Below are 17,844 nucleotides of genomic sequence, written 5' to 3'. Positions count from 1 at the left end.
AGATATGACGCTATTCACTATGGTCAAGATTGACCCCGCCGGGAATAAACTTACACACAAACACACCGCGTCCCCATTTCTCATAGGCGTTCGCCATCTCATCACTTAAAATAGTCATAATGGCATTGTGGTCGCCTTGAATTTGAGTGCTCATGCCATTGGTTTTACGCTCCAATTCGGGGTAAGCATCTAAGCGACCAATAAACCACTTGATGATATCGATGTAGTTATCCTGTAGCGGGTAGAGACTAATTTCGACGGCCGTTTTCATGATAATTCCTATAGATAGTGATAGCGGAAAGTAACACCGAATTGTTGCGGATCGCCGTAGCGTTCATAAAGTTTGGGAGCCCAATCCTGATCGGGTTCGTTCCCAAAGTAGAAGCCACGGACACCATACTTTTCGTCTGTGATGTTTCTGCCCCACAGATACACGGACCAATCTTCTTTTTCATAGCCTAAACGTGCGTTAAGCAACTCGTAGCTGTCAGCTTTCTGATCGTGATTATCTGAGTAGTAATAGCCATCAGAGCCGTTCAAGTTGATATTGGCAAACCAGCCTTCATCGTTACGCCACGTGGCTCCAATACTGAACTGATAATTGGGAGAATGTGCTAATTCCCGACCAGATAGATCGAGCTCAGAGCCATCTGCTTGGGTGACGACATAGTCGTCAAATTCAGTATCTAATAAGCCTAGACTTGAGTACAGGGTAAGATTATCCGTCGCTTGCCAAGACGTTTCTAACTCTAAGCCATAGCTATCGGAATTGGTTGCATTCGCGGTATATAGGAAGAAGCGCTGAGGGTTGTTCGGATCTTGAGTAGAGGCTTCCACTTGTTGATCGTCTCGATGCATATAAAACAGGGCAGCCTGCACTGATACTTGCTGCTCTGGCCAGTATCCCTTTATGCCGAATTCAAGATTATCCAGTGTTTCACTGTCGAACTCTCGGTTGTCACTGAAATCATCGGGTAAACCGGTGTTGAATCCTCCAGCCTTATATCCGCGCGCCAGTTTGCCGTAACTTTGCCAGCGTTCATTGATTAAGTAGTTGAGTGTGATGTGGCCGCCCCACATCGTTTCGTCTGGATCAAAGGAGTCACCACCATTGTCATCGTATGAAGCGTCGCGCTGTTCTACTCTAAGTCCTAATGACAAACTGGCTGCGGCATTGAGCTGTGTATCTAACTGACCAAATAGCGCAATGCTAGTTGCTTCGTAGTCACTCTGCAGGAACAGATCGGGGAAGCCGTTATAGTAGCTTTCCAGGTCATTATCTTCCTCTAAGTGTTGTATATACAACCCAGTCAACCAGTCGGTAGTGCCGCTAAAAAGCCTTGATTGTTCAGTAGATAACAAGCGAACTTCTTGAGTGTAAGTGTCACGAGTGGCCTGTTTGTCCCAAGTGTAGTCGTACTGACAGGGGATCTGGTCAGTGAAATCGCCATTGCCGTTTTCATCATAATAATCAGTACAGCTCAACGCAGACCAATATTCTGGATTTGCCCAGTCGCCATCATAGGCATGACGGTGATTGGTATGTGCAGCACTGGATATTGATACCAGATCAACAAATTCATTAAGCTCCCAGTTTAGCTTAAGGGAGCCGCCTGTTGTTTCCTGCTTATCCTTACCAGGTTGGTCGGTTAGGGTGGTAAAACCATTATTGTCTAATGTCCAAGCGTCATAGCCATTGTCAAAATTGGCGTAGAGCAGGGCTAAATCAACTTGCAATTCATCACTCGCAAACCAGCGAAACTTACTACGTAATGTTAGTTCGTCACGTTCGTTGCTATCGTCTGAACCGAGATAATCGTTATCTCTGAAGCCATTTTCGCTATGTTGCTGTATCGAAACGCGGTAGAGCAGATCACCGCTGTTATCAACTGGGCCAGAGGCAAAACCTGCATAACTGAATAGGTCTTCTTGGCCACCACTGATCTCTGCACCAAACTCTCTCGTGTCAGTCGGATCATTACTGGTCGTATAGATCATACCTGCTAGGGCATTAGCGCCAAAACGGGTGCCTTGGGGGCCACGCAACACTTCCACCTGCTCTATGTCATAAAGACTGGAGGTCATTCCCAAGCCAGAAAGATCAATGTCATCGACAACAAAACCAACTGAACTGTTGGGAGCGCCTTGATACTCCTCTTGTTCACCTACGCCTCGGATTTGAAAGTACTTTGGCCGCGAACTTCCACCTGCCCAACTTAAATTGGCAACGTTGTGTAAGAGGTCTTCAAAATGTTCGCCGCCCTCGTCTTGGATCAGGTTACTGTCTAGAACAGTAATGCTCGAAGCTGAGTGTTGTAGTGACTCGGAGCGGAAGCTGGAGGTAACTTTGATACGCTCTATATCTTCATCTGCTACCGTAGGTGCTGCGCTGAATACAGGCAGAGGGATACCCAAAGAGGTAATGATGGCGGCGGCAAGCTTAGTTTTACGGGGTAGAGTGGAAAAGAGCATATATGCATTTACCAGTTTTTGGGGAAGATCGGGGCTGGTATTTGTGCTCGATGAAAAGCGCCATTCCTACGCCGGTACCAGCCGGTTCAGGTTCAAAGGGTTCATCATTGATGTCTCAGTTCTGAACAAGAACACCCCTTGGCCGAGAGCAATTATAAATGAGTTTTAACTAAATAGTGGCAATAGTTTTACAACTGCTCATGTTAAGGCGGGCCATAACTGATGCAAATGATGAAATAGGGGAGCAATACCAGAAACGCCAGGAGTTGACGTTTCTGTTGAGTTTTCTACTCTGATTTTTCCAGCGCAGCGTTTCTTTGTTCCATTAGTCGCTTTGCTTCTTCTGCATCAGCCTTAATATTACCGAGACGCTCGGTGTATTCACTGAGAGAGACACCATCAGCAGCCGCCGGTGCTTCGGTGGGTTTATCTTCTTCCTGTAATGGCCCGTCAAGCCCAACAATTTTTGCCGGTTTAAGTTTTACTTGCTCGGTTTGAGCGCCCGCTTTATTGCCCGCTTCAGCATCTCCGTAATGCCAATTGCCTTGTTCGTCCTGCCACCGGTACACGTTAGGTGCGTCAGCTTCGACACCTAATTTCTCCTGCGCCTGTCGGCTTAGCATTTTAAACGATAACAAAATACGGTTTTTCCAGTATCGCCAAACGGTACTTTGATCTTGAGGAAAGATCGTTGCGGTGGTTAGCAATGGTTTGCCATCGGGGCCTTTAATAAAGAATGGACCAGCGCAGGCACAAACGATAAGCAGCACTAGAAGAGTAAGATATTTTTTCATTGTTTTAGCCACCGCTTAATTTGGCTTGGTAGCCAGCTTTAGTTAGTTCGTTAAGCAGTTGGTCGCGTTTGTCGCCTTGAAATTCAAGTTCGCCGTTTCGAACCACACCACCACAACCAAGTTGTTTCTTTAGGGTTTTACAAAGCTTTTGCAGGTCTGAATGAGTAAGAGCTAGCCCAGTCACAACTGAAACAGTTTTCCCTCCGCGGCCCTTCGTTGAGCGAGATATCCGAACACGACCGTCTCCAATTATCGCCGTCGTATCGACATGCTTTTGTGTTACCACGCGACCACCGTCGGTGCTATAAACAAGATCTTGTTGTGATTCATTGGTCGACACCGTGGACGGTGCTGCCTGACCGGTTAGTGCAGCGAGATCGGCAAATGAGGATAATTTCTTAGACATCTGTAGCGGGCAATCAGCTTAATGATTGTTACATTGTCACCAACCCTATGGCGTGGGTAAAGCAAATTTCCTCAATATTGATGTTAACGATAGAGTTTTTTCTGCATACGGCGTTTATCAATGCGTCGTGCGCCGTGATGTAGCTTTGCTTGCAGCAAGCGCAGTAAAGATTTAGGACGTTCATACACCAGGCTCAAACAGGCTAGCCCTATGATCATAAATAGTATTCCAGGTACTGGTGTAATGATTAGCGCTGCGCCCAATAATATTAATGTGACGCCAGTGATTGTGAGTAGTACCTTTTTCATCATGCTTCGCCTCTTCTAAACGCGCTTAATAACTAATATCTACTCTGAACCGCTGAGATGCCAGTTGTATTTGGTAACACCCTGTGAACATTCAACACGGTGATTACTTGAATTATAGGATTTTCATGCATACTAGTAGTTAGATCTATAACTTCTTCAGGAACTTAGATATGCAAAGGAAGCGTTGCTTCACCTCCTTTTTTCTCTGCAAGGTGTTTTCCATCTTGCTGGCCGTCGCTACATTCCCCGCGCTTGCAGATGATATTGACTCAGAAGTTAGGCGTATCGTTGATAATCATGAAACAAGCAAATTGCTTATTGATGAGTATGCTACGGCCAAAGGAGAGCAAAGGTTGCTTTTGCATCTGCGCGTGCAGTCTCTGCTCGATTATCAAACAGAAGTTTTACCTGGATTGCTAGAGGAGCTCGCTAATCCTGATGCGACGGTTAGCGATGAGACGCGGACCTTGATCACTAATACCTTGGTGGCTCAAGGGCAAATACTCAACCGATCCTTTCAGCAAAGGAATAGCGATCTAGAAGATAAACGGGCGGCATTTGATGGCTTGGACAGTAAGCAAGCTCTAAAAAATGAGTTAGCCATGGCTAATGTAGAGAGGGGGATTAACCGCTTGTTATCGTTACGCTTGGCACTATTGGGTTGGGAGTCCAAGCTTGGCGTTGATGTGACTGAACAGAGTGCGTTGTTGGTTGCAGATGTTACGTTGCGCGCGAATGAGCTTAGCTTACTGCTGAATTTCGCCAACACTAGAATTGGTGAGTTGGCGGCAGAGCTCCCCAAAGCCACTTCCTATGAAAAAGAAGATATCGAATACGCGTTACGCCGCTTGCGAATTAAACGAGAAATTTGCACCGAGAGTATTGAGGCTGCAGTGACAGTGCTTGAATCTCTTGATGTGAATTCTGACTATTTTAAGCAGGTATTGATCACCAGTACAGGGGCTGTTAGTGAAGATATCTTTGAGGTGAAAGTACTATCAAGACTGCTCGAAAATTGGACAGAAGCTGCAACGAATTGGTTTGGAGAAAATTCGATCAGCTTCATTGTTAAGTTAATTGTATTTTGTGCAATTTTGTTCGGTTTTCACCTTTTAGCTGATGTTGCCCGTACCGTCGCGACCAAAGCGGTCAGTAATTCAAAGCTAAAATTGAGCAAGCTACTGCAAGAGTTCTTTATCTCTATGGCTGGTAAGGTCGTATTTTTTATTGGCTTGATGATTGGTTTAAGCCAATTGGGGGTGCAGCTCGCACCGCTGTTGGCTGGTTTTGGTGTGGCAGGGATAGTGATTGGTTTCGCTTTACAGGGCACCTTGTCTAATTTTGCATCTGGAATGATGATCCTGATTTACCGGCCGTTCGACGTTGGTGACATGGTGATAGCTGGTGGCGTGCAGGGCAATGTGAAGAAGCTAAGTCTCGTTAGTGCCACTATTCAAACAATCGATAATCAACGGATTGTCGTACCGAATAATATGATTTGGAACGATGTGATCACCAATATCACCGCGGAAAAAGTACGACGCGTCGATATGGTGTTTGGCATCAGTTACAAAGACGACATTGACCATGCCGAAAGGGTGCTCCATGACGTTGTTTCTTCACATCCGGCGGTACTAAAACGACCAGAAATCATGATAAAAGTAGCCAACTTAGGGGAGTCTTCGGTTGATTTTTGGGTGCGCCCCTGGGTTAAGACTGAGGACTACTGGGATGTATTTTGGGACCTAACAAAGTCAGTCAAACAGCGCTTTGATAAAGAGGGGATATGTATTCCATTCCCACAAAGGGATGTTCACCTGTTTCCATCTGCCGATCCCGTCACTGTTGATGTGAAACCAAGCAGTAACGGCAACCTGCCGGCAGATCAGTAATTAACTTCTCGCGGTTAAGAGCTACCAAGATTGGCGTCTTTGATAGCTCTTATCTTTGCCTTTTTGCTTGGCAACGGCGATAGATTGGTTTCGGCTGAGTAGAATACGCCATTGATACCAAGTTTCCCGCCGTAAGATACGTGGAAGGGGGCTTAGCCAGTGCTTTTGATACAAAGTCTTAATTGCCGAAATGGCATCAGGTGAACGCTGGCAAAGAGAGTCGATGAATGCTTTTGCTGCAGCCAATGGTTCGTCGTGGATTTCGGTGATGACACCAAAGCGCAGAGCCTCGTTTGCGTCAAAGGTATCCGCTGACATTGCCAGTTTCATCGCTATGTCACGACGCGATAGCTCCATTAGGGCGCGATTCCCTCCCATATCTGGTATTAATCCCCAACGCGTTTCCATCACAGAAAAATCAGCTGACGCTGTTGTGAAGCGAAAATCACAGCCTAAAGCTATTTGTAATCCGCCTCCCCAGCAGCGCCCTTGGATCACCGCAATGACAGGGATTGGCATTGTTCGCCAGCCAACACTCACTTGCTGAGCTAAATTAGGCTGCCACGGGTGCCATTTCCAGAGTAGTTTTAGTCCGGCAAGACGATCTGTTAATACCGATTTAATGTCTAATCCAGAACAAAAATCGTCACCGTTTGCGTCAATGATTACCGCCCTGCAGTGACGATCCCGTTTGATCACCTTTTGTGCCGCCGCTAGTTCGGTAAACATCAACATATCCAACGCGTTGTGTTTATCTGCGCGATTTAGTGTAACGCGGGCAACTTGGTTTTCGAACTGGAGTGTAATTCGTTTAAACATTATCTCATCCGACCACTTGCTAAAGGGTAAGATTAACAGTTCTTAGTGGTTTATTTTGAGAGCCCAATCAACAGATTGAACTCTCATTGAATGGCATTAAAGTGCAACTTGTGCCGCTTCAAGTTGGGCAAACAGCGTATTCGCTTTCTCCATCAATTTTTGCGCTGAACGCACTTTTCTTTGCTTGATAAACGAATTTGAAAAGTTGAGATAGCGGTTCGCGAGCGACCGTCTTATCTTAACTAACGGGGTAAAGTCGCCGGGAAGATCTCTAGCTAAGGCATTGACATCTTTGTTTATCTTGTCAATTTTTGCGACGGTATTCGCATGTTTTAACCGCTCATCGAAACTGTTAAACGTTGAATGATAGAAAATATCAGCAGCTTCATACGGGTAGTCTGGGGCATTTCCTAAGCCGAGTTGTCTCTGGTAATTCGCGACTTCGGCAACGGCACTCTTTAGTTCTTTACCTAGCAAGATGAGGTCATTTAAGGACGGACTCTCTGAGAATGCGACTTCCCCGGCGTCAATGAGAACGTTCAATTGGGTAACATCATGGCTGGCTAACGCAGTGTTAAACTCTTTCGCAAAAAGTTGCTCAGCTTTTTCCGTTGGGTTGGGCCGGTATCTGTTTTCTATGGTTTTAAGTTCCGCTAGTAGCTGGTAGATATCATCGCCATCTTCGCTATGAGCGTAATTACCTTTCTCTAACAGCTTGTTAAAGCGTTCATCTAAGATGTCGACCGTAGATTGCCAGCGTTGCAGTAGATCGACATCTAAGCGCGCTAAAAGATTAGAGTCTGGGTAAAGTGTTTTAGCTGCGTTCAGTTCGGATTCAATGGCATAGTAGTCGGGGTAGGTGCCGTCTCTATTATTTAAAATGTCATCAATACGCTGTTCATAAAAACTTAATAGCTGCGTCCGGTTCGAACGTAAAACGCCATTGATAAAAAGCTGCTTATGCTCTGGGATCTCTGGCAGTAGTTTAATAAGTTCAGCCGCCGAGAGGGCAGCAATCGCTTGCTCTTGATTCGCTTCACTTCTCATCGCTTGTAATTCGGCGCTAACAAGTAGTAGTTCATCTTGCTTCATGCGATAGATATGAGCGCTTCCGAACACCAAGCAACTGGTTAGCATGATGGTGGTGGCTAGCGGCCATAAGTTGCGATTAAATTTGTGTGTAAATTCAGCCATGCTGCCGATCCGGCTGTCCGCACTGAAGGCTAGGCCTGAGCGTAAGGTGAACCAACGCCACCACGGAATATGTTTAGGTTTCTTCGCTGAGATATTCTGTTTTTTTGCTATATCTGCAGGCTGGCGATCAAAGGGATGTTTGCTGGATGCTAGCTCATAGGCAATACAGCTGAATGCGTAGATATCGTCACTGGTTTTAGGCTCTTTACCTGCGATAAGTTCAGGAGACGCATATGTTGGGGTATAGCCATTTACCGGTGCGTTTGTGTTTGCAATGACAGCTGAGTATTTGTCATTAAATTTATGCTTGGCGTGCGCGACACCAAAATCGAAAACTTTGATGGTGCCATCCCGGGTTAGCATGATGTTGGCGGGTTTAAGATCAGCATGCACAACCCCTTGGCTGTGAGCATAGCTCAGGGCATCGGCTAGTTGGTTTAACAGTGCCTTGGCGTTTTTATAGGGCAGGCCGATGGGCCGAGAGCGCTTGATTACCGCTTCTAGTGTTTCGCCGTCTAGCCACTCCATCACCATGTAGTGTTGACCCGCTTCGAAGCCATAATCGTAAACTCGAATGATATTAGGATGACTTAGCTGCTGTGTTCTGCGCGCTTCCTGGACAAGTAGCTGGCGCGCTTCTGGTTGGTTGACAAATTGCTTTTGCAAGATCTTAATTGCGACAGCGGTATTTTCTAATCCCGCTTGCTGGAGAAGAAGGTCGTGTGCTTTGTATACATCGCTCATTCCCCCTCTACCAAGCAAGCTATCAATTTTGTACCGACCATTGATTACTTTGCCGATAAGTTGATTTGGTGCGTCTGTTGTCGGTTTTTTTGCGCGTTTACCCGCGCCATTTTCACTGCGTATAAGGGTTTTATCTGCAGATGATGGGGGAGTATTCTTTGCAATAGCGGGTTGGCTTGGCTTCGAAGATGTTGTTGCAGTGCCGTCAGTTTTTCGTGGATCTGTATTGCGGGATTTTTGACTTTCCATGTCACGACCTATTCCAGTGAGTTACCTTCAACCTCGCGCAGACAACCTGATTACTACTGACCTAACTGTCTGCAAATGAGCTGACGTCGGACTTTAGCGATCCTAAGTTTAGAAAACAAGCATTTTGGTCAATAAGCTGTCGCCGATCCAATTTGAGTGTCAATGATTTGACATTCAATGTAAGTCAAATTAGCCTTGCCTTGTTAAATATTGAGTTGAAGATGTTTAGCGAGTCTCAACTCGCCTTAGTACCTTCATGGAATGAAGAAGAGATTAGAAATGGAATTGACCCTTTCTGTTGTTAGCTACCATCGTTTTACCTCTGGTCTGGAAATCTCAAAGACGCTGACAAAGCACAGTGATGAGCGGCTTACCATCGGACGAGCGCCTGATTGTGAATGGCAGCTTCCTGATCCTGAGCGAGTTATCTCTGGACGTCATGCTGATATATGCCAATCCGCTGAAGGTTGGGTTGTTCGTGATACGTCAACAAATGGTTTGTATGTTAATCGCGCAGTTAGCCCCTTGGGTGATGACGAGCACCTATTAACTGAAGGCGACTTGCTAACACTGGGAGATTACGAAATCGAAATCTCCTCGGGTGAAAAAGTGAACGATGATAAGCACGCTACTAGCGAGCCTGTACATCCGCAGATATTAAACGACAACCCGTCAAAATTAGCAGCAGCTGAGGAAGAGTTTGGCTTCAGCATGAGCGCGTTGAATAATCAGGCCAAGCAGAGCGAACCGAAAACTGTTGTCTCTAACAATTCTGCCACACCGTCTTTCGACCTTTCAGATAGTTTTTTCCCGCCATCGACCGAAGCGAATAAGACAAACACAACTCCCGCCGAGACTATTATTCCAGATGAGTGGGATAGCCTTGTGGGTAACCTAGCAACCCCAACTGTGGCTGCCGCCAGTCCAGCAATTGAAACCCAAAAGCCTGCAGAAGTGGTGAGTAAATCTGCCGCGCCTTCGGTTGCAAGCACAGGGATGGAAGCGTTTATGAAAGGCGCAGGCATCCCTGCAGAGATGATACCGAAAGAGCATCAGGGTGAGTGGTGGGGACAGCTAGGTATGGCATTCAACGAGATGATGAGTGGGTTAATGGCAACTCTTCACTCCCGTTCTGAATTTAAGAGCGAGTTTCGGGTTAACCAAACCATGTTTAATACCCGTGAAAATAATCCTCTTAAGTTTTCTGCGACTTTTGAGGACGCGTTACACAACCTATTCAATCGGAACGGTCCAGGTTTTTTGCCAGCAGTCACAGCCATTCAAGAAGCCCACCGCGATATAGCTCAGCATGAACGTGCTTTAATGAGCGGGTTAGAGGGGACTCTGGTAGGCGTGCTTGGGCTTTTAGAACCAGGCTCAATTGAAAGTCGCCAGTATGCGCAGACATTACTTGAAAAATTGAACCCGGCGCAGGTAAAAGCACGCTACTGGAACCTCTACTGCCAGCTGTATGGGGATCTTCACTCTGAATTAAGTGAAAAGGGGCCAAGCCTGTATATGGACGATTTCGTAAAAGCGTACGAAGCGAGTATTCAGCAACAAAAAGATCAACAAGGGGACTGATAGCGATGTTCTACAAAACGCAGATAATAGGGTTGTTATTCTTTTGCTTGGTTGGATGTCAAGCCGTCAATGCAGTGGTGGAGCCCTACACCTATCTTAATTTTCACGTCGCGGACGATAGCAATCCTGACGCTAAGGGGCGTCCGTCTCCGGTGGTAGTGAAAGTTTACGAATTAAGCTCGCGAACGGTATTCGACAGTCAGGACTTCTTTACGCTTTATGATGAACCTGAATCGGTTTTGGGCCCAGATCTATTGGTTAAAGATGAGTTTGAATTTGAGCCTGGTGCGGTCAGCGAGTTCAAAATGAAGATAAATCCGAATGTTCGTTATGCCGGGGTTTTAGTTGCGTATCGTGATATTGAAAACGCTAAATGGCGTGAAGTGATAGAGATTGATACCACCGCATACGATGACCTTGATGTTTATATCGAAGAGCTTGCTGTATATCAGCGTTAATACCAAACAATAGTTCGGAAAGGATTCTAATGAGCGATTTTTGCCGTGTGGCTTGGACAGAAGGTATGTTCTTGCGGCCACAGCATTTTCAACAGCAGGAGCGTCATGTTAGTGCGCAGCATAGGGCATTAGTGAGTCAGCTGCTGCCGTTTGCTTGGGGGGTATCCTCCTATGAAACAGATACTGCAGCATTAAAGTGCGGCCAGTTTGGTTTGCGTGAGTACAGCGGTATCTTGCCAGATGGCGTTTCTGTAGATGCACCCGCGAGAGAAGCGCTCCCGCAAGCATTGGCGATCCCGCCATCGACAAGAAACAAGTTAATTTATATTGCCGTACCTACTGAGCATGCGAATAATTTGAATCTGTCTGCTGTTGAAGATGGGCAAGTTACCCGGTTTCAATACGCTGACCATGAGGTTATAGATGTTTCTGTTGGCTGCGATGCCGCAGAAACTTTGCAACTCGCCAGGTTGGTGATGAGTCTGAAACTGGAAGGCGATGAGATGGCTGGATACACCTTTATGCCTATTGCCAAAGTATTAGAGGTCACAGAAGAAGGTGGAGTAGCCCTAGATCCTAAATACGTCCCACCTTGCTTAAACGTGCAACGGATCCCCAGGCTCGCAGCATTGATCAAAGAGTTGGCTGGAATGCTGGCGCAGCGAGGAGACGCTTTAGCTGGCCGACTCAGTCAAGGGCAAGGTACCGCGAGTTCAATTGCAGACTTTTTAATGTTGCAATTAATTAACCGGCAGCAACCTTTGATAGAGCAACTTGCTTGCCATGAAGGCACTCATCCTTATGCGCTAGTGCAGCAGCTATATGGTTTGGTTGGCGAGCTAAGCACGTTTTGTTCTGATAGCAAGCGGCCACAACCGATGCCAAGCTATCGCCATGACGAGCTCACCAGTTTATTTGGCAGTTTAGACGTACTCTTAAACCAGAGCTTGAGTACGGTGCTTGAGCAGACAGCGATTAATCTTCCTATGGAAGTGACTAAATTTGGTATTCGGGTGTCGTCTGTGCCAGACAAAGGCTTGTTCACTTCCGCGACATTTGTACTGGCGGTTAAGGCCGATATTCCGCCAGAAGAGCTGCGGAGTAACCTACCTGCCCAGCTTAAAGTGGGACCAGTCGAACATATTCGTGATTTGGTAAATAACCAATTGCCAGGGATCTTAGCTGCGGTATTACCGGTTGCACCACGCCAAATTCCATATCACGCTGGTTATCATTACTTTGAGTTGGACAAAAGCAATGACTATTGGAAACGCCTGAATGCCAGTGGCGGTATTGCAGTGCATTTGTCGGGTAACTACCCGGGATTAGAGATGGATCTTTGGGCAATTAATCAATAATCGCGTTAATGGCATATCAGGGATGATAAGTAATGTCTGAGTCAACAATTATTAAACCTCGACCAGGTGGTCGTAAAAGGGATTTATCACCTGCACCCGCAAACGATCAGGCGGCTGAGAGCACTGTGATATTTAGCCAGCCGAGCTTGAAGCATTCAAAAGCTAAGATCCCTGGTTTAGGGGATAACTTAGTGGTTGATAGCGCGAGCGTATTGCTCTCCCTCGTATCACAGATACGTGCAACGCCTCGTCATGGTGATGTTCCATCTTTACGTCAAGCCTGTATCGATCTTGTGAGAGAATTTGAGACTGATCTGCGGAAGCATGGGATTGATGGTGAACAGATCGAAGGCGCGCGGTACTGTATCTGTTCATTAATTGATGAAACCGTATTGAATACACCATGGGGGGAGCAGTCTATATGGTCATCCCAAAGCCTGTTGTCTACGTTTCACTCTGATACGTTGGGAGGCGAGTATTTCTTCACATTGCTCGACCGTTCACTTGCTGAGCCTCACCGTTATCGCGACCTTTTGGAGCTTCAATACCTCTGCCTGTCCTTAGGGTTTAACGGCAAAATGCGCATAGAACCACAAGGTTTGTCCAAACTCGAAGATTATCGATCCAGAGCTTTACGGGCGATTGAAATCAACCAACCGGAAAGGCCAAAAGAGCTATCGTGGCGCTGGCGTGAGCGCGTGCTGAATGGTGAAGAGTTGCAGGGGGGATTTCCCGTATGGGTGATTGGTAGCGTGCTAGGTTTGGTATTGCTATCCATCTATATGGTATTTAACTATCAAATAAATGAGTATTCCAATCAAATATATACAGAGTTAAATACCTTAGCACCTTGGCAAAAGCCTGTTCAACAGGGGATTGTCGCCGAGTATGGCGATACCCGCCATATTGCGCAGTTACTACAAACGGAAGTAGATCGAGGTATTTTGGCGATTAGCCATCAACCTGATCGATTAAGGCTAACTTTACGCTCTAGTGAGCTTTTCGGCTCTGGCAGCGCAGAGATAAAGGAGAGTATTTCTCCCGTACTAGCTAAGGTGGCAAGAGCACTAGAAACAAGTCAGGGTCGCATACTTATTACTGGCCATACAGATGACCAACCTATTTTTACAAGCAAGTATCCATCCAACTGGCACCTATCTTTAGCACGCGCTACTTCGGTGGCGAATGTTCTATCGTATAGCGCAGATCTTCATGGACGATTGTGGCCGGAGGGCAGGGGAGAAGCAGAGCCGCTTGTCAAAAATAGTAGTACATCCACACGTGCGCAGAACCGCCGTGTCGAAATAGATATCCTTTACCGCTAAAAACAGGGAAGTTTTATGTCAATTAAAGGCGTATTCCAGCGCTCTTTGTCTGTATTTCAGTCGAAGTGGTTAGTTACATTGATAGGCTTCGTGGCTCTCTCACTGCTTATTTGGTTTGGTGGCCCCTTACTTGCCATCGCAGGGCATGAACCTTTAGCAAGTCCCGTCGCCAGATTGGTGATGTTACTCATCTTCGCGATAACGTGGGGAGCGATTAATGTCGGCCACCAGGCGCGTCACCGCCGTCATAATGACGAAGCAATTAAAAGTCTATTAGATGGTGATGATGAAAGTGGCGAAGATGTATCTGACGAAGAGGTTGCCACCTTAAAAACACGCATTACTCAGGCGTTGGAAATCCTGAAAAGCGCTCGCTTGAATAAAGGTCAGAGTGTGTATCAGCTGCCTTGGTATGTTCTCATTGGCCCACCGGGCACCGGCAAAACTACCGCGCTGGTCAATTCAGGTTTGGAGTTTCCATTAAAAGATAAGCTGGGCGCAGATGCGTTGTCAGGGATCGGTGGTACAAGACATTGTGATTGGTGGTTTACTAATCAAGCTGTGCTAATTGATACTGCCGGTCGGTATACCACGCAAGACAGTCATGCCAAGAGAGACGCCCGTGCTTGGCTTGGTTTTTTGGGATTACTAAAGAAATACCGCCCACGCCGGCCAATTAACGGCGCCATTATTACAGTGAGCCTGGCCGATCTATTAACGCAAACGAAAACCGAGCGGAACCTACATGCCAGAGCGATTAAGCACAGGGTGCAGGAGCTACAAAATCAGTTTGGTATGCGTTTTCCCGTCTATGTCATTCTTACTAAGGCAGATCTGGTCGCAGGTTTCTCTGAGTTCTTTTCTGACTTTGACAAGGAGCAACGCGAGCAAGTGTGGGGTATGACCTTCCCGTTAGATGTCGAAGACAGCGAACGCGGTGTGGTTGGTGAATTTAATAAAGAATTTCATGGTTTACTCTCTTCGTTACGTCAGTCGATGAACCAGAAGCTGTTGCAGGAACATGATACCGATCGTCGAACGCTGATCTATGAATTCCCGAAACAGTTGCGTATGTTGCAAGCGCACGCAGATGATTTTTTGAAAGAGATCTTCGCGCCAAACGCATTTGAAGAAGCGCCAATGTTGAGGGGCGTTTACATCGTCAGTGCAACCCAGGAAGGAAAACCGATCGACCGTGTCATGACTTACACGTCTGGCGGCCTTGGTTTAGGACAGATCCCGCTGCGTCACTCCGCCGGTGATACAAAAGGTTTTTTCTTAAAGCGTTTGTTAGAAGATATTATCTTTCCAGAGCAAAATGTTGCGTCCACTAATCTACACCATGAGAAGCAGCATCGTTGGTTGACCCGCGGCGCTTTGGCGGCATCGATGTTGCTCACGCTCACTTTTTCGCTACTTTGGTATGGCAGTTATAGCTGGAATCACAGCCTGATTGATCAAAGTGATGCGGCCGTCCAACGCTATCGTGAGATCGTTGGTGGCGAGTTAACCAAAGATGCCGACGTTGTCACGCTCGGGCATGCCCTTTCGGCGCTTAGAGAGCTGCCTGCAGGGACGGACGGAACTGTCATCAATGAAGATGGGATTAAGGGGTTAGGTCTATACCAAGGGGAAAAAATCGGTCAACCGGCAAAGTCTGCATATACCCGAGCGTTACAGGGCTATTTAGCGCCGTTCATGGCGAAAACGCTGGAACAAGAGATGCGCGCTAATGAAGACTTTTTGGAGTTTTTGTATGAATCGCTAAAAACGTATTTGATGTTGTTCGATGAATCAAAGCGGGATGAAACGCAGATCATCAGTTGGTTCGAGGTTTATTTTGAACGTAAGTTACCTGGTGAGATAAACAAAGATCTGCGCGTGGCCTTGATTGGTCACATCCGGCAATTGAATTTATTGGGTGTCGATCCTTCGTTCAAGGATGAACAGGCAACGGCGAATGCTCGCGCTGTACTAACTCAAATGCCGCTCTCTGAACGTGCATATCAGCGCCTCCGGACTGAATTTCTAAGCAGCCATGTACCAGATTTTCGCCTGACAGAAGTGCTGGGAACCGATAGCCTTAGAGTGTTTCAACGGCGCAGCGGTAAACCGTTGAATCAAGGCGTTCCGGGGCTATACACCTATCAGGGCTTTCACACCTTATTTCAATTGGAAAATGGCCGGGTGGTTAAGCGGCTGATGGAAGATAGCTGGGTATATGGTGATGAACTCGGCGAACTCGGAGGACGCGCGAAAGATAGGCTAGCGGCCGAAGTGAGTTTGAAGTATTACCGCGATTACATCCACTTTTGGGATGATCTATTAGGTGATGTTGAGTTAAAGCCGTTTACTGACAGTGAACAGGGTGCTTATCAAGCGAAAGTGCTCGCCGGCCCTGAGCAGCCTCTGCAGAATATCATCGAGGCGGTACGTGAGCAGGTAGCCTTGACCAAACTACCTATCAGCGATGAGGCCGCGGCAGCTGGCGAAGTGGCGGCAAGCGTCGCCGATGTTGCCTTGGCGCGGCAAAAAAGCAGGATCAGTCGTTACCTACCAAATAGTATGCCCGATATTGAGGTGCAACTGCCGGGAGCAGAAGTAGAAGCACATTTTGAAGGTGTTATCGAGATCACCGATGCTGAACTGGACAAACTGCATCAATCCTTAAAATCCTTACATCGCTATCTAGATCAGCTTTCAGCTCCCGGAGATAACGATAAAGCTGCTTATATAAGTCAGTTGGGGGGGAATGGGCAAGGCAAATTGAGCCGCGCGATGTATCAGGTTAAGCGTAGCCTGCCTTCACCATTCGATCAGTGGATAAATGGCCTAGCGAATCAGACCTCGAGCTTGGCGCAGCAAGGGGCGCGTACCCATCTCAATGATATCTGGCGCGATAAAGTATTGGCAGAGTACCGTTCAGCTATCAAAGGGCGCTACCCAGTAACGCCATCCAGTACCAAGGAGGTGACGTTAAAGGACTTTGGCGGATTTTTTGGCTACGGCGGCACGCTAGATAGTTTTTTCACTACATACCTAGAGCCCTTTGTTGATACCTCTAAAACAAATTGGCGTTTTGAGAAAAATATCGGGGTTAGTGCGTCGACGCTGAAAGTATTTGAACGGGCAAGACGGATCCGGGACGCATTTTTTGCCGACGGATCTCAGATCCCCCATGTTGAGTTTGGCTTAAAACCCGCGTATTTGGATCGTAGCATTAGCCATTTCATGTTGGAGTTGGACGGACAGACACTGTCTTATCGCCACGGCCCGTTGCGCTTATCGAACTTTGAATGGCCGGGAAGACAAGCTGAGCGCACGACACGGGTAATGTTTGCACCACCAAGAGTTGGGCGTTCAATAACTGCAACCTATGACGGCGATTGGGGATGGTTCCGCTTACTTGATAAGGCCGCCGAATCAAGGCCTGAAACCGTCAAGGACAAGTTGGTGCAGATATCGTTACAAGGTAATAAGTTTGACGTGGAGTTGATACCTAGCAGCGTTAATCATCCATTTTGGAATGCAGATCTGGAGCGTTTTAAATGTCCGATACAGCTGTAAGTGGGTCTTTTGGCTATTGTGGCAAACTCCCTGCGCGGCGGGACTTTGTTAAAGATGGATTGCCGGAAGCGTTTGAGCAGGTTTGGCATGAATGGATCCAATCTGCTTTGGCGGTGAGCAAAGAGCAGCTAGGCGATCAATGGTTGTCATGCTACTTAACGTCACCTATTTGGCATTTTGCGCTTTCGTCCGGGGTCTGTGGCGATGAAACCTTGGTTGGCACTATGATCCCGAGCGTTGATGCGATTGGCCGTCACTATCCGTTTACTTTGGTTGCGGGTGTCGAAGAAGCTGCAATTCATTATTGGAAAGATAGGCAGTGGGGTGACTACACCTCGGAAAAAGCATTAGATGTGTTGGATGACGATATTGATCTTAAAAAATGGGCAAAAGGCCTCGCGGATGAGCACCCCTTAAGCGAGGTTGCAATAGAGCCTGCGGATCTCAACGCCGTTGCGAACAAAGGCAGTGGTATTGTGTTTTCTGATAGCGGTCTGTCGAGTTGTCCGGCGATATTAGATCAGTATTTAAAAGAACAACACGACGCCTATTGTATATGGTGGACCGAGGGTTCAGAACTAGTGCAACAGTGCACCTTAATCACATCAAAGCTGCCTTTGGTCAGTCAGTTCGCGGCAATGCTTGATGGTGATTGGAAGGCGTGGGGATGGTAA

Annotated in this window: 14 protein-coding genes and 1 riboswitch; of the genes, 7 read left to right on the top strand and 7 right to left on the bottom strand. The window is 46.9% G+C overall.

The window, feature by feature from the left end:
- Positions 1-10 precede the first annotated feature (10 nt).
- The 5 genes from EZV61_RS10230 to EZV61_RS10210 form a co-directional block, all read right to left on the bottom strand.
- Entirely contained in the window at positions 11-271 is a 261-nt protein-coding gene (locus EZV61_RS10230; RefSeq protein ID WP_131415434.1) for a YkoF family thiamine/hydroxymethylpyrimidine-binding protein, read from the bottom strand.
- Between the two features lie 8 nt (positions 272-279).
- Entirely contained in the window at positions 280-2,472 is a 2,193-nt protein-coding gene (locus tag EZV61_RS10225; RefSeq protein ID WP_131415432.1) for a TonB-dependent receptor, read from the bottom strand.
- Between the two features lie 46 nt (positions 2,473-2,518).
- A riboswitch (TPP riboswitch) is annotated at positions 2,519-2,621 on the bottom strand.
- A gap of 138 nt (positions 2,622-2,759) precedes the next feature.
- On the bottom strand, positions 2,760-3,266 hold the full coding sequence (locus tag EZV61_RS10220) for a DUF4124 domain-containing protein (protein WP_114336655.1): 507 nt from the start codon (positions 3,264-3,266) through the stop codon (positions 2,760-2,762).
- Positions 3,267-3,270: 4 nt separating this feature from the next.
- Positions 3,271-3,672: a translation initiation factor gene (locus EZV61_RS10215; protein WP_114336654.1), complete on the bottom strand. Its 402-nt coding sequence runs from the start codon at positions 3,670-3,672 to the stop codon at positions 3,271-3,273.
- Positions 3,673-3,755: 83 nt separating this feature from the next.
- Positions 3,756-3,983 carry a PGPGW domain-containing protein gene (locus EZV61_RS10210; protein ID WP_114336653.1) on the bottom strand — a complete coding sequence of 76 codons (228 nt, stop codon included), beginning with the start codon at positions 3,981-3,983 and terminating at the stop codon, positions 3,756-3,758.
- A gap of 167 nt (positions 3,984-4,150) precedes the next feature.
- Between EZV61_RS10210 and EZV61_RS10205 the strand changes: the two genes are divergently transcribed.
- Entirely contained in the window at positions 4,151-5,872 is a 1,722-nt protein-coding gene (locus EZV61_RS10205) for a mechanosensitive ion channel family protein (RefSeq protein ID WP_240695184.1), read from the top strand.
- Between the two features lie 21 nt (positions 5,873-5,893).
- Here the strand turns inward: EZV61_RS10205 and EZV61_RS10200 are convergent, their stop codons facing one another.
- Both EZV61_RS10200 and EZV61_RS10195 read right to left on the bottom strand, forming a co-directional pair.
- Positions 5,894-6,691, bottom strand: coding sequence for a crotonase/enoyl-CoA hydratase family protein (locus tag EZV61_RS10200; RefSeq protein ID WP_131415430.1), 798 nt, complete (start codon positions 6,689-6,691; stop codon positions 5,894-5,896).
- Positions 6,692-6,787: 96 nt separating this feature from the next.
- Positions 6,788-8,878 carry a serine/threonine-protein kinase gene (locus EZV61_RS10195; RefSeq protein WP_131415428.1) on the bottom strand — a complete coding sequence of 697 codons (2,091 nt, stop codon included), beginning with the start codon at positions 8,876-8,878 and terminating at the stop codon, positions 6,788-6,790.
- A gap of 279 nt (positions 8,879-9,157) precedes the next feature.
- On the opposite strand from EZV61_RS10195, the gene tagH reads away from it, so the two are divergent.
- Genes tagH through tagF form a run of 6 tightly spaced genes read left to right on the top strand, consistent with a single transcriptional unit; the run spans position 9,158 to position 17,844 of the window.
- A complete protein-coding gene (tagH, locus tag EZV61_RS10190) occupies positions 9,158-10,462 on the top strand; it encodes a type VI secretion system-associated FHA domain protein TagH (protein WP_165569575.1) in 1,305 nt (434 codons plus the stop codon).
- A 5-nt stretch (positions 10,463-10,467) separates the two neighbouring features.
- Positions 10,468-10,920 (top strand): type VI secretion system lipoprotein TssJ, encoded by a 453-nt coding sequence (tssJ, locus tag EZV61_RS10185; RefSeq protein ID WP_114336649.1) that lies wholly within the window; start codon positions 10,468-10,470, stop codon positions 10,918-10,920.
- A gap of 29 nt (positions 10,921-10,949) precedes the next feature.
- A complete protein-coding gene (gene tssK, locus EZV61_RS10180; protein WP_131415424.1) occupies positions 10,950-12,278 on the top strand; it encodes a type VI secretion system baseplate subunit TssK in 1,329 nt (442 codons plus the stop codon).
- Between the two features lie 32 nt (positions 12,279-12,310).
- Positions 12,311-13,603 carry a type VI secretion system protein TssL, long form gene (gene tssL, locus EZV61_RS10175; RefSeq protein WP_131415422.1) on the top strand — a complete coding sequence of 431 codons (1,293 nt, stop codon included), beginning with the start codon at positions 12,311-12,313 and terminating at the stop codon, positions 13,601-13,603.
- 15 nt (positions 13,604-13,618) lie between these two features.
- The gene (gene tssM / locus EZV61_RS10170) at positions 13,619-17,170 is read left to right on the top strand and encodes a type VI secretion system membrane subunit TssM (protein WP_131415420.1); all 3,552 of its coding nucleotides are present in this window, start codon (positions 13,619-13,621) and stop codon (positions 17,168-17,170) included.
- Positions 17,152-17,844, top strand: a complete 693-nt coding sequence (tagF, locus tag EZV61_RS10165; protein ID WP_114336645.1) for a type VI secretion system-associated protein TagF — start codon at positions 17,152-17,154, stop codon at positions 17,842-17,844. The genes tssM and tagF overlap by 19 nt, the downstream gene beginning before the upstream one ends.

The organism is Corallincola luteus, from assembly GCF_004336975.1.
Lineage (GTDB): Bacteria > Pseudomonadota > Gammaproteobacteria > Enterobacterales > Neiellaceae > Corallincola > Corallincola holothuriorum.
The sequence above is the reverse complement of the archived record's forward strand: the minus strand, read 5'-3'. Positions and strand labels throughout refer to the sequence as shown.